This window comes from Caulobacter sp. ErkDOM-E (assembly GCF_048541895.1).
Classification (GTDB): Bacteria; Pseudomonadota; Alphaproteobacteria; order Caulobacterales; family Caulobacteraceae; genus Caulobacter.
Map to the genome: position 1 here is coordinate 3,054,294 of NZ_CP183331.1, position 15,820 is coordinate 3,070,113.

The following is a 15,820-nucleotide window of genomic DNA, read 5'->3' on the forward strand; positions in this document are numbered from 1 at the left end:
GACGCAAACCATTGCCTCGCGTCGGCGAGCATGTCACCGTTATGGGTAAGAATGTCCCGGAGCTGCCTCACCTAATGGATGCCGATTCCAGTCGCGCCCTGCTTTCGCGCGCGATCGCCCGAGTAGCCAACCGCGACTCCGACGCCCTGAAATACGTGTATCGCCACACGTCCGCGAAACTGTTTGGCGTCTGCCTCCGTATCTTGAATGACCGCGAGGAGGCGGAAGACGTGCTTCAGGATGTGTATCTCTCGGTCTGGAACAAGGCTGATCGCTTTGATCCCGAAAAGGCCAGCCCGATCACCTGGCTGGTGTCGATGGCCCGCAACCGCTCGATCGACAAGCTGCGCGCGCGCGGTGGCCGCGTGATGGCGGGCGTCGAAGAAGCCGAAGCCATTCCCGACGCGGCGCCCCTGGCCTCGACCGTTGTCGAGACTGACGAGGACCGACTGCGCCTCAACGGCTGCCTGGACCAACTGGATCCCAAACACGCCGGCGCCGTGCGCACGGCCTTCTTCGAGGGCGTCACCTACGACGCCCTGGCCCAGATGATCGGCGTGCCGCTGGGCACCATGAAAAGCTGGATCCGGCGCAGCCTGATCAGCCTCCGCGCGTGTCTCGAAGCATGACCGACCTCAGCACGCCCGAAGACGAACGTCCCCTGGCCGGCGAATATGTGCTCGGCGTCCTCGATGCGACCGAACGCGCCCAGGCCCAGGCCCGCATCGCCGCCGAACCGAGTTTCGCCCGCGCCGTGCAGTGGTGGGAGAACCACCTCACCCCTCTGGCTACCGACATCAAGGGCGTCGAGCCGTCGGCCGGCTTGTGGCCGCGGATCGCCAACCTGATCGGCGAGGCGACCAAGCCGTCGCTGTGGAACAATACCCGCGTCTGGCGTGGCGTGTCGGTGGGCGCCATCGCCCTGGCCGCCGCCAGCGTCGCGACCCTGGTGATGACGCCTCGCGCGCCGCCCGTTCCCGCTATCGCGCCGACACCGGCCGCCGCCGAGGTGACGCTGATCAATGACCCGGCCTCGAACAAGCCGGCCCTAGTCGCCACCCTCGACCATGCCACTGACAAGCTGATCCTGACGCCGGTGGCGATGGAGATGCCCGAGGGGCGCGAGCCCGAACTGTGGATCATCCCCGAGGGCCAGAAGGCCATCTCGCTGGGCATGATCCCGAAGAACACGCCGATCCAGATCGCCCTGCCGGCCGGCCTGCGCGGCGGCGGAACCTATACCGCCACCCTGGCCATCACCGACGAGCCCCCCGGCGGCGCCCCGACCGGCGTGGCCACCGGTTCGGTCCGCGCGATCGGCAAGTTCGTGAAGGCGTAGCTCGCGCTAAGTAAGTAGTTTATGACTTATTCGCAGGCGCCGGCCGCAAGGTCTGGCGCCTGTCGAGGCATCGGCGGGTGATCGAGATCCCTGCCCGCCTTGGGCCGCGCGGCTGAGGACAAGCTGCGCTACCAAGGACGCCACGGCAAGCCTGGCTGTGGATCGGAGCCGAGACGGGGTGACGCGGGAGTTCGACATCGGCGCGAGGGCCAAGGCTCGTTGCGACCTGCTGGGCGTGTCGCCCTATAGCGAGGTCGAGGGCCAGCTGACGCGGCGCTTCCTGACCCCCGCCCACGACGCGGCCCTCGACACGCTGAGCCTGTGGATGACTTCAGCCGGCATGAGCGTCCGTCGCGACGCCGCCGGCAGCCTGGTCGGCCGCTATGAGGGGCAAACGCCGGGCGCCCCGGCCCTGCTGATCGGCTCGCACATCGACAGCGTCCGCAACGGCGGACGCTATGATGGCCCACTGGGGATTATGCTGGGCATCGACGTGGTCGAGGCCTTGCGCGACGCCTGCCGCCGCCTGCCCTTCGCCATCGAGATCATCGCGTTTGGCGACGAGGAAGGCTCGCGTTTTGCCGCCTCGATGAGCTGCAGCCGCGCCATCGCCGGGACGCTGGATCCGTCGGCCGTGCTGGGCATGACCGACGCCGAGGGCGTGACCCTGGCCGATGCGTTCGCGACCTTCGGGCTCGATCCGGCCCGGATCACCGACGCCGCCCGCAAGCCGTCCGACGCCATCGCCTTTCTGGAAGCCCACATCGAACAGGGCCCGGTGCTCGAAGCCGAAGGCCTCGCCCTCGGCGTCGTCACCGCCATCGCCGCCCAGAAGCGCCTGATGGTGCGGATCACCGGCATGGCCGGTCACGCCGGCACCACGCCCATGCATCTGCGCAAGGACCCCGGGCCCGCCGCCGCCGAATGCCTGCTGGCCCTGGAGCGGATCTGCCAGGCCGGAACCGACAATCTGGTTGGCACCGTCGGCCGCATGACCGCCCTGCCCGGCGCCTTCAACGTCATCCCCGGCGCGGTCGAGTTCTCGATGGACATCCGCGCCGAGACCTCAACCACGCGCGACGCGGCCGTCGAGGCCGTCACCGCCGAGATCCACGCCATCGCCGGGCGGCGGGGTCTGACGGCGTCCGTCACCCTGCTGCAGGCGCTTTCCGAAAGCCCCTGTGACCCGGGCCTAACCGCCCTGCTGGAACAGGCCGTCGGCGACCTGGGCCTGCCGCCCCGCCGCCTGCCCAGCGGCGCCGGCCACGACGCCATGGTGATGGCCGACCTCTGCCCGACCGCCATGCTGTTCATCCGCTGCGAAGGCGGCATCAGCCACAACCCGGCCGAGTCGGTCACGCAGGCCGATTGCGCCCTGGCGGCGCGGGCGATGCTGGGGTTCGTGGACAGGCTCTCCGATCAATTTCTCCTGTCATCCCGGACGAGCGCGCAGCGCGAAGATCCGGGACCGACGCCTGAGCTCGGCGCTTCCGGCGGTCCCGGCTCTCCGCTCCGCTTCGGCCGGGATGACAATTCTTGAGTGACAAGATGACCACCACCTTCGGCGAACTCGACCACCCGCCCCGCCTGCTGATGGGCCCCGGCCCGATCAACGTGCACCCCCGCGTGCTGCGCGCCATGTCGGTGCAGCTGCTGGGCCAGTTCGATCCGGAGTTCACCGGCTACATGAACGAGACCATGGCCCTGTACCGCCAGGTCTTTCAGACCCAGAACCGCTGGACCTTCCTGATCGACGGCACCTCGCGCGCCGGGATCGAGGCGGCCCTGGTCTCGGTGCTGGCGCCGGGCGACGACGTGGTGGTGGTCAATGCCGGCCGCTTCGGGCTGCTGCTGTCGGAGATCGCCGAGCGCTGCGACGCCAAGGTCACCCTGGTCGAGGGCGAGTGGGGCAAGGTGATAGACCCCCAAGCGGTCGAGGACGCCGTCGCTCGGGTCAAGCCCCGCATGGTCGCCTGCGTGCACGGCGACACCTCCACCACCATGGCCCAGCCGATCGAGGCCATCGGCGAGATCTGCCGCCGCCACGACGCCCTGCTCTATGTCGACGCCACCGCCACCCTGGCCGGCATGCCCTGCCCGGTCGACCAGTGGCAGGCCGACATCGTCACCGCCGGCCTGCAGAAGTGCCTGGGCGGTCCCTCCGGCTCGGCCCCGATCACAATCAGCGACCGCGCCGCCGAGCACATCGCCGGCCGCAAGCATGTGGAGCGCGGCATCGCCACGGCGGGCGCGGTCTCGGGCGCCGGTCGCCGCATCGCCTCCAACTATTTCGACCTGGCGATGATCATGGACTACTGGTCCGACAAGCGCCTGAACCACCACACCGAGGCGGCCAGCATGCTGTACGCCGCCCGCGAATGCGCCCGCGTGGCGCTGGAGGAAGGCCTGGACGCCCGCTTCGCCCGCCACGCTTCGGCCGGCGCGGCCGTCGTCGCCGGGGTCGAGGCGATGGGTCTGCAAGTCTATGGCGACCCGGCCCACAAGATGACCAACGTCACCGGCATCTGGATCCCCGACGGCGTCGACGGCGACCGGGTTCGGATGCGCATGCGCACCGAGTTCGAGATCGAGATCGGTACGGCGTTCGGGCCGCTCACCGGCAAGATCTGGCGGATCGGGGCGATGGGGGTCAATGCGCGCAAGCATGCGGTGCTGACCACGCTGGCCGCGCTGGAGGCGGTGCTGCGGTGGGAAGGCCTCTCGGCGACGCCGGGGGCTGGCGTGGATGCGGCGGCGAAGGTGTTTTCGTGATGGACACGGCAAGTTTCATCTTCCCCCTACGGGGGAGGAGCGCCGCAGGCGCGGAGGGGGCCAGTCGTGGCGACCACTCGCCCCCACCTGACCGCTGCGCGGTCGTCCGCCCCCGTAGGGGGCAGATGAAATCACGATGACCTACCCCCGCGACCTCATCGGCTACGGCGCCACCCCGCCCCACGCCGCCTGGCCCAACGGCGCGCGCATCGCGGTGCAGTTCGTCCTCAACTACGAGGAAGGCGCCGAGCGCTCGATCCTGCATGGCGACCCCGCCTCCGAGTTCTTCCTGTCGGAAATGGTCGGCGCCCAGCCGATCCCCGGCATGCGCAACATGTCGATGGAGAGCCTCTACGAATACGGCTCGCGCTCCGGGTTCTGGCGCATCCGTCGGCTGTTCGACGAGCTGGGCCTGCCGCTGACCGTGTTCGGCGTCGCCCAAGCCATGGAGCGCCACCCCGAGGCCGTCGAGGCGATGATGCAGTCCGGCTGGGAAATCGCCAGCCACGGCTATCGCTGGATCGACTACCAGCACTTCACGCCCGACCAGGAACTGGAGCACATCGGCAAGGCCATCGAGATCCAGACCCGCCTGACCGGCGAGCGGCCGCTGGGCTGGTATCAGGGCCGCACCAGCCCCAACACCGCCCGGCTGATCGCCCAGGACGGCGGCTTTGTCTATGACGCCGACAGCTATGCCGACGACCTGCCCTATTATGACGACCAGCACGGCCGCCCGCAGCTGATCGTGCCCTACACGCTGGACGCCAACGACATGCGCTTCACGGCGGCCCAGGGCTTCAACACCGGCGAGCACTTCTTCACCTATCTGCGCGACGCCTTCGACGCCCTCTATGCCGAGGGAGAGACCGCGCCGAAGATGATGAGCATCGGCCTGCACTGCCGCGTGGTCGGCAAGCCCGGCCGCATCTTGGGCCTCAGGCGCTTCCTCGAGCACGTGATGAGCCACGACAAGGTCTGGGTGGCCCGGCGCATCGACATCGCGCGACACTGGATCGAGACACATCCGTATGGGGAAGCGTGACATGAGCGCGCCCCATATTTCCCCGTCATCCCCACGGCCATCGCATAAGATCAAAAGCGGTTGTCATCCCGGACGAGCGCGTAGCGCGAAGATCCGGGACCGACGCCTGAGCTCGGCGCTTCCAGCGGTCCCGGATCTGCGCCCGGCTTTGCCGGGCTTGTCCGGGATGACAGCGATTATTGTCGGTCCTGCGGGAGCTAATGCATGAGCTCGGCCCCGCCCCTGTCGCTGAAAATCCTCAACAGCATGAACCAGACCGGCTTCACCACCGCCCTGGGCTTTGCGTTCGAGCTCTCCCCCTGGGTGGTGCAGCGCGCCTGGGCCGAGCGGCCGTTCGACACCGTCGAGGGCCTGCACGCGGCGATGATGCGGGTGCTGGACGCCTCGACCACCGCCGACAAGCTGGCCCTGATCCGCGCCCACCCCGAACTGGCCGGCAAGGCCGCCATCGCCAAGGCCCTGACCGCCGAGAGCAATGCCGAGCAGGCCAGCGCCGGCCTCGACAGGCTGACAGCGGAAGAGTTCGAGCGCTTCCACCAGCTCAACGCCGCCTATGCCGCCCGCTTCGGCTTCCCGTTCATCATCGCCGTGCGCCTGAACGACAAGACCTCGATCCTGGCGGCGATGCAGGCCCGACTTTCCAACGATGAGACCCAGGAAGTCGCCGAGGCGATCAGCCAGATCGGCCACATCTCCCGGCTCCGCCTGACCGACGCGGTGAGCGCCTGATGGACTATGATTTCGCCACCTGGGGCAGCCTGGTCCTGCGCTGGCTGCATGTGATCACCGGCATCGCCTGGATCGGCGCGTCGTTCTATTTCGTCTGGCTGGACAACAATCTGCGCGATCCCGTCCCGCCCAAGGACGGCGTGAAGGGCGAACTGTGGGCCGTGCACGGCGGCGGGTTCTATCACTCGCAAAAGTACATGACCGCCCCGCCGCACATGCCCGAGCACCTGCACTGGTTCAAATGGGAGGCCTACACCACCTGGCTGTCGGGCTTTGCTTTGCTGATCGTGCTCTATTACGTGGGCGCGCCGATCTATCTGATCGACACCGCCAAACACGCCTTCAGCCAGGGCGGCGCGATCGCCACGGGCCTGGCCTTCATCTTCGGCGGTCTGCTGGTCTATGAGGCCCTGTGCCGCTCGCCGCTGGGCGCCCGCCCACGCCTGTTCGGGATCGTGTGGTTCCTGAGCCTGACCGCGGCGACCTGGGCCCTCACCCAGATCTTCACCGACCGGGGCGCCTTCATCCATGTGGGCGCGATCATCGGCACCTGCATGGTAGGCAACGTGTTCCTGATCATCATCCCCAATCAGCGCAGGATCGTCGCCGAGATGCTGGCCGGCCGCCCGGTCGATCCGCGCCTGGGGGCGATGGGCAAGCAGCGCTCGGTGCACAACACCCATATGACCCTGCCGGTCATCTTCATCATGATCAGCAACCACTATCCGGTGGTCACGGGCCATCCGCTGGCCTGGCTGCTGCTGGCCCTGATCGGCGCCGGCGGGGTGTCGATCCGCTACTTCTTTATCCTCAAGCACTCGGGCCAGATCCGGCACGAGTTCCTGTTCTACGGAGCCATGCTGATCTTCGCCGTCAGCGTGATCGCCAGCGGCAAGCCAAAGGCCGATGCCGCTGCGATGTCGCCCGTGCCGTTCGCGACCGCCGAGGCCATTGTCCAGAAGCACTGCACGACCTGTCACGCCGCCGCGCCAACCCACAAGGGCTTCCCCGCCCCGCCTCTGGGCGCGACCTTCGACACGCCTGAACACATCCAGAAATATGCGTCGAAAATTCACGAACGTGCGGTAGCCACCAGCAGCATGCCGCTGGGCAACGAGACCGGCATGACCGACGACGACCGCGCCCAGCTGGGCGCCTGGATCCAGCAGGGGGCCAAGATCCCGTGACCGACGCCACCGTTCTGGAAGCCCCGGTCCCCGACGCGGACGGCGGCCCGCCGCCGAGGAAGCGCGACGCCGAACGCACCCGCAAGGCGATCATGGCCGCGGCCCTGAAGGAGTTCTCTCAGGCCGGGTTCGCCGGGGCCCGCATCGAGCGGATCGTCAAGGCGGCCAAGTGCAATATCCGCATGCTCTACCACTATTTCGGCGACAAGAAGGGCCTGTACCTGGCCGTTCTGGAGGCCGCCTATGTGGACCTGCGGGCCCGCGAGGCCGAGCTGAAGATCGATTTCGACAAGCCGCTGGACGGCTTTCTGGAGCTGCAGCGCTTCACCTTCGACTATTTCGAGAAGCACCCGAAGTTCGAGGGCCTGCTGCGCAACGAAAACCTGATGCACGGCAAGTTCGCGGCCCAGTCGCGCGTCGTCACCGAGACCGCCTTTCCGCTGCGCCGAACCATCGAGCGCCTGATCGACAGCGGCCAGACGCAGGGCCTGTTCGGCCCGGATCTGGACCCGGTGCAGATCTATGTGACCATCGCGGCGATGAGCCGGTTCCACCTGGCCAACGGCTATTCGCTGTCAGCCACCCTGGACACCGACATGACCACCGCCGAGTGGCGCAAGGCGCGGCTGACCCACGCCCTGGCCCTGCTCGAAGGCTATCTGACGGCGGGGTCTAGGCGGGCTTCTGGGCCAGCGGCGGGCCGCTGAATTCCGTTTCGATAGCCACCGCCACCTCGTCGCCGACGCCCATGGTCGTGCCGGGCGCGGGCACGCCATAGGCGATCCCGAAGTCCGAACGCTTGAAGGTCCCGGTGGCCGAGAAGCCGGCCCGGGCCTGCGGGTCCATCGGGTGGCCGGCATAGCCGCCGTTGAAGGTCACATCCAGCACCACCGGCTTGGTCACGCCATGCAGGCTGAAGTCGCCGGTGACCCTGGCCGTGTTGGCGCCGATGACCTCGACCTTGGTCGACTTGAAGGTGATGGCCGGATACTGCGCCGCGTCCAGCCATTGCGGCCCGACCAGCTCATCCTTGAACCCCGCCGGCGGCGCCGGCAGCGTCAGGGAGCGCGGATCGATCGTCGCCTCCAGCGTGGTTAGCTCCGGCTTGGCCGGATCGAAGGTCAGCCTGGCGTCAAACGCGGCAAAGCTGGCGGTGTAGTTCGAAAAGCCCAGATGGCTGACCTTGAACACCACCGTCGAGTGGCTCTTGTCGAGCGTATAGGCGCCGGCCGGCACATTCACCGGCGCCGGCTTGGCGGCGGCAGGCGGCGGCGCCTTCTCGGCGGCCGGCTTGGGTGAGCAGGCGGCAAGGGCCAGAAAGACCGTGACGACGAGGATCTTCTTCATGGCGTTTCCCTTGGCGGCGCGATGCGAGGATCGCGCGGTTTTTATCGGTCGTTAAGCCAAGAACGTTCGAAACAGCCGCCGGCAGACTCCGATCCGCAAACAAGGTGCGCCGGACCGTCGAGGACGATCCGGCGCAAACCCTCACTACAGGAAGCTGTCGTAGCTGATGGCGTCGAGACTGACGCCCGCCAGCAGGATCACGTTCTCGAGCCCCGCGCCGCTCGGGTCGGCGTGGCCGCTGAACACATAGACGTCCGCGCCGACCTGGAAGGCGATGTATTCGTGGAACGTGCTGGGATAGGTCAGCATGGAATTCACCGTGGCCAGGGCGGAGGCGAAGCTGCCCGCACTGCTCTCGACATAGCTGAAGCCCGCCGGGGCGTCGGAGAATCTCAGCTCATCATAGACAGAGAAGTCAGTGATGACGTCGACGCCAGCGCCGGTCGTGTCGATGGCCCTGGAGTCGCCGTTGGCGAACACGAAGGTGTCGATTCCCGTGTCGCCGAACAGTTGGTCGCGGCCTTGGCCGCCTATCAGGGTGTCAGCCCCCTCACGGCCCTCGAGTAGGTTGGCGCCGGCGTCACCTTTTAGAAGGTCATTGCCGGGGCCGCCGACCAGGTTCTCGACACCGCTGATATCCAGAACCTGTCCGGCGCCGATATCCTGAGGACCGATGATCGAGAGATCGACCACGGCCCCGCCGATCGGCGTGTAGCCGCTGGCCAGGTTCAACGTATCGATCCCGGCGCCGCCATTGACGACCGTCGTCCCGATCATGCCGGGCGCGCGCAGAACATGGAACAGATCGGCGCCGTCGCCGCCATCCAGCGTCACCGCGCCCCACATGGTGAAGAAGGTGTCGGCGCCGGCGCCGCCGGAAAGATGGTCGCCAGCCCCCTGGGTGCTGGCCTTCAGCAGATCGTCGTCATCGCCGCCGTCCAGCACGTCACCGCCACCGACCGCGACCAGATAATCGTTGCCCGCGCCGCCCGCGATGTAGTTCTCGGCCGTGTTGCCGCCGATGTAATCCTTGTCGGCGCTACCGATGACGCCCTCGATGGAAATGAGCGTGTCGCGTCCATTGTTGCCACCGCTCTGCTGGGTGATCGACAGGTCGATGAAGACCCCCTCGCCGCCATCCAGGGTGATGACGTCGAAGCCTTCGCCGCCGTCGATGGTGTCCGCGCCCCAGCCGCCATGCAGGTGATCATCACCCGCCCCGCCGACCAGGCTGTCATCACCCGCGCCGCCGGCCAGGACGTTGACGCCCGCATCGCCCGTCAGCACATCGTTGAACGCCGAGCCATAGACGTTCTCGACGCCGACCAGCTTGTCGACGCCGCCGCCGCCCGTGTTCTGGGCCGCCGTCAGGGTGAGGTTCACCGTCACGCCGGCCGTCGCATCGTCGTAAGCCGACCAGTCCACGCCCTCGCCGCCGTCGATCAGGTCGTTGCCCGCCCCGCCCTGCATGTAGTCGTCGTTCTGGCCGCCCAGCAGCGTATCCGCGCCCGCGCCGCCGAACAGATTGTCCTCGCCCTTGCCGCCCGACAGGCTGTCATTGCCGTCGCCGCCGGCGAGGTAGTTGACGCCGGCGTTGCCGATCAGGGTGTCGTTGAAGGCCGAGCCATAAAGGTTCTCGATCGAGACCAGCTTGTCGCTGCCACCGCCCAGGGTGTTCTGCGAGGCGGTCAGGGTCAGGTCGACCTTCACGCCCGAGGTCGCGTCCTCATAGGCGGCCCAGTCGGCGCCCGCGCCGCCGTCGATGGTGTCGGAACCCGCGCCGCCGAGGATGTAGTCCTCGCCGTCGCCGCCCAGCAGCGTGTCATTGCCCGCCATGCCGGCCAGGACGTCGTCGCCCGCGCCGCCGGTCAGCTTGTCGTTGCCGCCAAAGCCGTAAAGCGTATCCGCATCGGCGCCGCCCGTCAGGGTGTCGGCCTTTTCGCTACCGTTCAACAACATCTGCCCATCCCCACTCGCCCCAAACGGGCACGCGGCAAGGTTTAGTCAGAGGCAGACGCCATCAGAATCGGTTTCACTTGGAAGGGGAATATTAAGGGTAAATGTCGGCCGGATTTACTTTGATTTTGAGAGTATCCTCAGAATTGATCCATAATGATACATTCTGGATACGAACATTGACTTCGACTGATTGATGGCGATCAAAATCCGATGATCAGGCTCGGGGCGACCTGGTTGAAGCCGTCGAGCTGGATGACGATGTCATACCCCGTGCCCTCGGCCCCGATATCCGCGAAGAGGTAGGACTCACTTCCCAGCCTGGCGAAGACATAGCGCACCCCATCTCCGCCGAAGAGCCGGCCGAGCGCCGCTTCGGCGACGGCGTCCCAGCCGGTGTGTCCCAGGGAGGCCAGGTTGCTCCATGTGGCCGATGGGCTGTCGGCGAACTTGATCCGATCGTCGAAGGAAAAGTCCGAGATCACGTCGACGGCGCCGGCGGTTGTGGCGCTGTCTCCCGCCTGGAATATGAACGTGTCGGAACCCGCGCCGCCGTAGAAGGAGTCCTTGCCCGTCCCACCCGTAAGCGTGTCGGCGCCGCCTCGACCCGACAACATATCGTCGCCCGCGCCGCCGCTGATGACGTCATCGCCATCCCCGCCGTCGAGATTGTTGTCGCCCGAATTGCCCGTCAGGCGGTCCGCCGCCGCCGAGCCGCCCACGTTCTCCACCGAGGAGATCGTCAACCAGACGCCCGCCGCGATCGACTGGGTTGCGCTGTTCGAGAGATCGACCGTGACGCCTTGGTCAAACTCCAGCCCTACGCCGCCGCGGTAATAGAACACGAGCCCGTCCGAGCCCTCCCCGCCATTGACGGAATTGCTTCCGGCGAGATTTCCAATCAAGAAGCTGTCATTGCCGGCGCCGCCATCGGCGCGGTTATACCCACTACCCATTTCGTGACGGTCATTGCCGGCGCCGCCCAGCAGGATGGCCTCCGACGGCGCGGTCAGCACGCCTACAACCTTGTAGGTGCTGAGATAGTCGTTGCCGTCGCCGCCCTCCAGCGTGTCGGCGCCGCCAAAGCCCCAGATCTGGTCGTCTCCGGCAAGGCCCCTGATGATGTTGGCGCCGCTGCTTCCCTCGAAGGAGTCGTTGTAGTTGGATCCCTCGACACCCTCGATCGAGTACAGGTTGTCGAGGCCGCGAGGATTGATCGTGTTCTGCCACTGCACCGACAGGGCCACGCCGGCGCCGCTCTCCACGCCATCGTTCAGGAAGCTGATGAAGTCGAAGCCTTCGCCGCCATCGATGATGTCGTCTCCAGCGCCGCCTGCCAGGTAGTCATCGCCGGCTTCGCCATAGAGTGAATCGTCATCGGCGCCCCCGATCAGGGTGTCATTGCCGGCGGCGCTCTGAATCAGATCCTTGCCGGCTCCGCCGGAACTGAAGTCATTGCCTTCCCGACCGAGCAGCAGGTCAACGCCATCGTCGCCGATCAGGACGTCGTCGCCGAGCTCTCCGGACAGCGTGTCCCCGCCCTCGCCGCCGATCAGTGTGTCGGCGCCATTGCCACCCCACATCATGTCGGCATCAGCCCCGCCGCTCAGGCTATCGTCACCCACCCCACCTTGGATTTGGTCAAAGCCGGCGCCTCCAAACAGGGTGTCATTACCATCCCCGCCCGAAACCTGGTCGCCCCCCAGATCTCCATAGACGAGGTCGGCGTCATCGCCGGCGGCGATGGTGTCGTCGCCCTGACCGCCCAGGATCGTGTCCCTGCCGCCGCCGCCCAGAAGGCTATCGACGCCGAGGTTCCCGTGCAGGTAGTCGTTGCCCTCGCCGGCGATGATGGTGTCATCGCTCTGACCGCCAAGAAGGGTGTCCGCGCCGGCTCCGCCGTCCAGCGAATCGAGACCCTGGTTCCCGTGAAGATAGTCGTCGCCCTCGCCGCCGATCAGGGTGTCATCTCCCTGTCCGCCAAACAGGGTGTCACGGCCGCCATAGCCAAAAATGCTGTCGCCGCCGTCGCCGCCCGCCAGGGAATCGTTGGTCTCGCCGCCGTACAAAAACATAAGCCTGCCCGTACTCGCCCTTAGAGAGTGTCGGGGAAGGTTTAGTGCACTGGTCGAATAGCGCCAGACCTAAACTTGACTGTGGAAGGCGATGAGGCGGCGTCCGCCGTCGCCACAAGGGCGCCAAGGCGCGGCTAGAACAGAACACCCTTCTCCAACATTCCGTGCACGCCCTTTTCGCCATTGACCGTCTGGGTCACCCGGAAGTCCACGGCCAGGGAGCAGAACTGATAGGCCTGCACCCGCGTCAGGGCAGAGCGGGCGGTGATGAAATCGATCATGCCGCGCAGGGCCTGCTTCATGGCCAGGTCGAGATCCTCGTTGAAGCCCATGACGATGTAGTGGGTCTGGGTCTCGGCGCGGGGCCATGTGGCCACGCCCAGATCAGCCGCCTTGTGCAGGACGAAGGTGAAGGTCCCGGTCAGGCCCATCTCCAGCGCGTTGACGCAGACCTCGCCGTCGCCCTGCCGTCCGTGGCCGTCGCCGACCGAGAAATTGGCGCCCGGAACCCAGACCGGCAGATATAGGGTCGCGCCGGCGCCCAGCTCCTTGTTGTCCATGTTGCCGCCGTGCTCGCGCGGTTCGCGGCTGGAGAGGCGGCCGTATTTCGCCGGCGGCGCGACGCCCATGGTGCCGAAGAAGGGTCTGAGCGGCAGGGTCGGGCCCCAGTCGGGCTTGCAGGTCCCCGCCGCGCGATCGACGGCGATGTGGCTGACATAGCGCTCGGGAAAGTCCTCCGGCAGCGTCCCGGCCAGGGGGCGCACGGCGCAATAGCCCCAGTCGTTGTTGGGCTCGACCGCCTCGATCCGCACCTCCAGCGTGTCGCCCGGCTCGGCCCCGGCGATGGCCACCGGGCCGGTCAGGATGTGGGGGCCGATCCGCTCCGGCTTGCTGTCGTGGATCGCCCGCAGGGCCGGCGGGATCGTCAGGCCGCTGTCCGGGCCCGGCATAACCTCGACCCCGCCCGAGACGCACTCGAACGTGACGCTGTCGCCCGAGGCGATGGTCAGCACAGGATTGAACGCCGCGTCGAACATGCCAAAGCGGATGGTGTCGGGGGTCGAGGCGAGGTGGTGGCGCATCAAGTAAGCCTTCTCTTACAAGCGGCCATCTCGACGCCGATCCGGCGCCAGACCCAAGGCCCGCGCGGCCTCGCCCCGGTCGATTGCCGCAAGGCGCCCTTGCAGCGGGCGTTTGGCGCGCAGACTGTCTCCCAGACGTGCGCCCCCGCGCGCCGGGCCGCCCAGGCGCCGCCGCACTAGCGCGGCCCCACGACGCCGGTATATGAAGAATTTTCTTACTTAGGGAGACCGCCCCACGATGGCGATCGACGCGGCGCTCAAGGCCTTTCTCGACCTCACCGACGGCGACGTCGCGGCCTATGCCGATGCGCGGGCGGCCGAGATCGGCCTGACCCTGCCGGAGCCGACCCTGGCCGCCGTGCGCGAGAACCTGGCCCTGCTGCGCACCCAGACCGCCCTGTTCGTCGCCGCCCTGGACGGTCGCGCCGGCGAGCCGGCCGAGACCTTCCAGCCATGACCTTTCCCAGCGTCGTCGAGATCGCCGGCGAGGTCCGGGCCGGTCGCGTGACCGCCCGCGCCGTCACCCAGGCCACCCTGTCGCGCATCGGCCGCCGCAATGGCGCGATCAACGCCTTCACCGCCGTGCTGACCGAGAGGGCCCTCGGTCAGGCCGACAGGGTCGACGCCGCGCTCGCCGCCGGATCACCGGTCGGGCCGCTGGCCGGCGTGCCCTTCGCGGTCAAGAACCTGTTCGACGTCGAGGGCCTGCCCACCCTGGCCGGCTCGAAGATCCGGCGCGGCGCCACGCCGCCCTCACGCGACGCGACCCTGGTCCAGCGGCTGGAAGCGGCCGGCGCCATCCTGGTCGGCGCGCTGAACATGGACGAGTTCGCCTATGGCTTCGTCACCGAGAACGCCCACGACGGCCCGACCCACAATCCCCACGACCTGAGCCGCATCGCCGGCGGCTCGTCGGGCGGTTCGGCGGCGGCGGTGGCGGCGGGCCTGGCGCCCCTGACCTTGGGCTCGGACACCAACGGCTCGATCCGCATCCCCGCCAGCCTGTGCGGGGTGTTTGGCCTCAAGCCCACCTATGGCCGCCTGTCGCGCCAGGGCGTGTTTCCCTTCGTCGAGAGCCTGGACCATGCCGGCGCCTTCGCCCGCTCGATCGAGGATCTGGCCCTGGCCTATGACGTCCTGCAGGGGCCGGACGTCGAGGGCGACGCCATCTGCGTTCGCGCCGCCGAGCCTGTTTGCGGAACACTGGCCGCCCTGGCCGACCGTCCGCTGCGCGTCGGCGTGCTGGGCGGCTGGTTCGCGCAGGGCGCGTTTCCCGAGGTGCTGGAGGCGCTGGACATCGTGGCCCAGGCGCTGGGCGCGCGCGACCGCGTGATCCTGCCCGGCGCCCAGGCCGCCCGCGCCGCCGCCTTCTGCCTGACCGCCGTCGAGGGTGGGCATCTGCACCTGGCCGACCTGAAGACCTCGGCCATGGACTACGACCCCGCCGTCCGCGACCGCCTGCTGGCCGGAGCCCTGCTGCCGGACGGCGTCGCCCAGGCCGCCCAGCGCTACCGCACGCTCTTCCGCGACGAGGTCGCCCGCGCCTTCGAACGCTTCGATATCCTGCTGGCCCCGTCGTCGGTCTGCCCCGCCCCCGGCATCGGCCAGGCGACGATGGAAATGGGCGGCCAGCCGGTCTCCGTCCGCAAGAACCTGGGCGCCTTCACCCAGCCGATCAGCTATGTCGGCCTGCCGGTGCTGGCCGCGCCGGTCAATCGCCCGGGCCAGCTGCCCATCGGCGTCCAAATTATCGCCCCGCCCTGGCGCGAGGACCTGGCCCTGGCCGCCGGCCTGAAGCTGCAACGGCTGGGCGTCGTGGCCGCCCACCCGCCGGAAGGTCCGCTGTGATCCTCAACAACCCCGTGGTGCTGGCCCAGGTCGCCGAGGCCGTCGACGCCTATGAGACGGCCCTGATGGCCAACGACGTCGAGGCCCTGGACGGCGCGTTCTGGAACTCGCCGCACACCGTGCGGCTGGGCGTGGCCGAGAACCTCTACGGCTTCGACCAGATCGCCGCCTTCCGCGTCGGCCGGGCCGGCGGCTCGCCGCCCCGCACCCGCCTGCGCACCGAAATCACCACCTTCGGCGACGACTTCGCCATCGCCAATGTCGAGTTCCAGCGCGACGGGTCCGACAAGACCGGCCGCCAGAGCCAGACCTGGATCCGCACGGCCGACGGCTGGAAAGTCGCCTCCGCCCACGTCTCCCTCCTGCAGGCCGGCGCTGACCAGCGCAACGGAGCGTGACAGCCGAAAGTGGGAACCGGTTTCGGCGCCCGTCACGCGACC

14 protein-coding genes and 1 pseudogene are annotated in these 15,820 nt (G+C 67.9%); 11 read left to right on the forward strand and 4 right to left on the reverse strand.

Annotated features, from left to right (window positions below):
• The first annotated feature begins 74 nt into the window (after positions 1-74).
• The 8 genes and pseudogenes from ACN2C7_RS15075 to ACN2C7_RS15110 all read left to right on the forward strand — a co-directional run bounded on the left by ACN2C7_RS15075 (position 75) and on the right by ACN2C7_RS15110 (position 7,779).
• Positions 75-629: a sigma-70 family RNA polymerase sigma factor gene (locus tag ACN2C7_RS15075; RefSeq protein WP_419317856.1), complete on the forward strand. Its 555-nt coding sequence runs from the start codon at positions 75-77 to the stop codon at positions 627-629.
• On the forward strand, positions 626-1,339 hold the full coding sequence (locus ACN2C7_RS15080) for an anti-sigma factor (RefSeq protein WP_419317858.1): 714 nt from the start codon (positions 626-628) through the stop codon (positions 1,337-1,339). Before ACN2C7_RS15075 ends, ACN2C7_RS15080 begins: the two co-directional genes overlap by 4 nt.
• Before the next feature lie 178 nt (positions 1,340-1,517).
• Positions 1,518-2,780: pseudogene (locus ACN2C7_RS15085) on the forward strand (allantoate amidohydrolase); the annotation flags it as partial.
• 107 nt (positions 2,781-2,887) lie between these two features.
• Positions 2,888-4,111 carry a pyridoxal-phosphate-dependent aminotransferase family protein gene (locus tag ACN2C7_RS15090; RefSeq protein WP_419317859.1) on the forward strand — a complete coding sequence of 408 codons (1,224 nt, stop codon included), beginning with the start codon at positions 2,888-2,890 and terminating at the stop codon, positions 4,109-4,111.
• A 136-nt stretch (positions 4,112-4,247) separates the two neighbouring features.
• Positions 4,248-5,156, forward strand: a complete 909-nt coding sequence (puuE, locus tag ACN2C7_RS15095; protein ID WP_419317861.1) for an allantoinase PuuE — start codon at positions 4,248-4,250, stop codon at positions 5,154-5,156.
• A gap of 204 nt (positions 5,157-5,360) precedes the next feature.
• The gene (gene uraD / locus ACN2C7_RS15100) at positions 5,361-5,885 is read left to right on the forward strand and encodes a 2-oxo-4-hydroxy-4-carboxy-5-ureidoimidazoline decarboxylase (RefSeq protein WP_419317863.1); all 525 of its coding nucleotides are present in this window, start codon (positions 5,361-5,363) and stop codon (positions 5,883-5,885) included.
• The gene (locus ACN2C7_RS15105) at positions 5,885-7,072 is read left to right on the forward strand and encodes a urate hydroxylase PuuD (RefSeq protein WP_419317865.1); all 1,188 of its coding nucleotides are present in this window, start codon (positions 5,885-5,887) and stop codon (positions 7,070-7,072) included. Before uraD ends, ACN2C7_RS15105 begins: the two co-directional genes overlap by 1 nt.
• Positions 7,069-7,779, forward strand: coding sequence for a TetR/AcrR family transcriptional regulator (locus ACN2C7_RS15110; protein ID WP_419317867.1), 711 nt, complete (start codon positions 7,069-7,071; stop codon positions 7,777-7,779). Before ACN2C7_RS15105 ends, ACN2C7_RS15110 begins: the two co-directional genes overlap by 4 nt.
• Here ACN2C7_RS15110 and ACN2C7_RS15115 read toward each other — a convergent pair.
• The 4 genes from ACN2C7_RS15115 to ACN2C7_RS15130 all read right to left on the reverse strand — a co-directional run bounded on the left by ACN2C7_RS15115 (position 7,745) and on the right by ACN2C7_RS15130 (position 13,535).
• Positions 7,745-8,419: a YceI family protein gene (locus ACN2C7_RS15115; RefSeq protein ID WP_419317869.1), complete on the reverse strand. Its 675-nt coding sequence runs from the start codon at positions 8,417-8,419 to the stop codon at positions 7,745-7,747. The two genes, ACN2C7_RS15110 and ACN2C7_RS15115, sit on opposite strands and share 35 nt — an antisense overlap.
• A gap of 144 nt (positions 8,420-8,563) precedes the next feature.
• Positions 8,564-10,378, reverse strand: a complete 1,815-nt coding sequence (locus ACN2C7_RS15120) for a calcium-binding protein (RefSeq protein ID WP_419317871.1) — start codon at positions 10,376-10,378, stop codon at positions 8,564-8,566.
• A 200-nt stretch (positions 10,379-10,578) separates the two neighbouring features.
• Positions 10,579-12,444 (reverse strand): calcium-binding protein, encoded by a 1,866-nt coding sequence (locus ACN2C7_RS15125; protein ID WP_419317873.1) that lies wholly within the window; start codon positions 12,442-12,444, stop codon positions 10,579-10,581.
• A 140-nt stretch (positions 12,445-12,584) separates the two neighbouring features.
• Positions 12,585-13,535, reverse strand: coding sequence for an acetamidase/formamidase family protein (locus ACN2C7_RS15130; RefSeq protein WP_419317875.1), 951 nt, complete (start codon positions 13,533-13,535; stop codon positions 12,585-12,587).
• 235 nt (positions 13,536-13,770) lie between these two features.
• Here ACN2C7_RS15130 and ACN2C7_RS15135 point away from each other — a divergent pair, with 235 nt between their 5' ends.
• From ACN2C7_RS15135 to hpxZ, 3 genes are read left to right on the forward strand one after another with little or no spacing between them, the layout of a single operon-like run.
• Entirely contained in the window at positions 13,771-13,989 is a 219-nt protein-coding gene (locus tag ACN2C7_RS15135; protein WP_419317877.1) for a hypothetical protein, read from the forward strand.
• Positions 13,986-15,380, forward strand: coding sequence for an AtzE family amidohydrolase (locus tag ACN2C7_RS15140; protein ID WP_419317879.1), 1,395 nt, complete (start codon positions 13,986-13,988; stop codon positions 15,378-15,380). The genes ACN2C7_RS15135 and ACN2C7_RS15140 overlap by 4 nt, the downstream gene beginning before the upstream one ends.
• Positions 15,377-15,778, forward strand: coding sequence for an oxalurate catabolism protein HpxZ (gene hpxZ, locus ACN2C7_RS15145; RefSeq protein ID WP_419317881.1), 402 nt, complete (start codon positions 15,377-15,379; stop codon positions 15,776-15,778). The genes ACN2C7_RS15140 and hpxZ overlap by 4 nt, the downstream gene beginning before the upstream one ends.
• Positions 15,779-15,820: the final 42 nt, after the last annotated feature.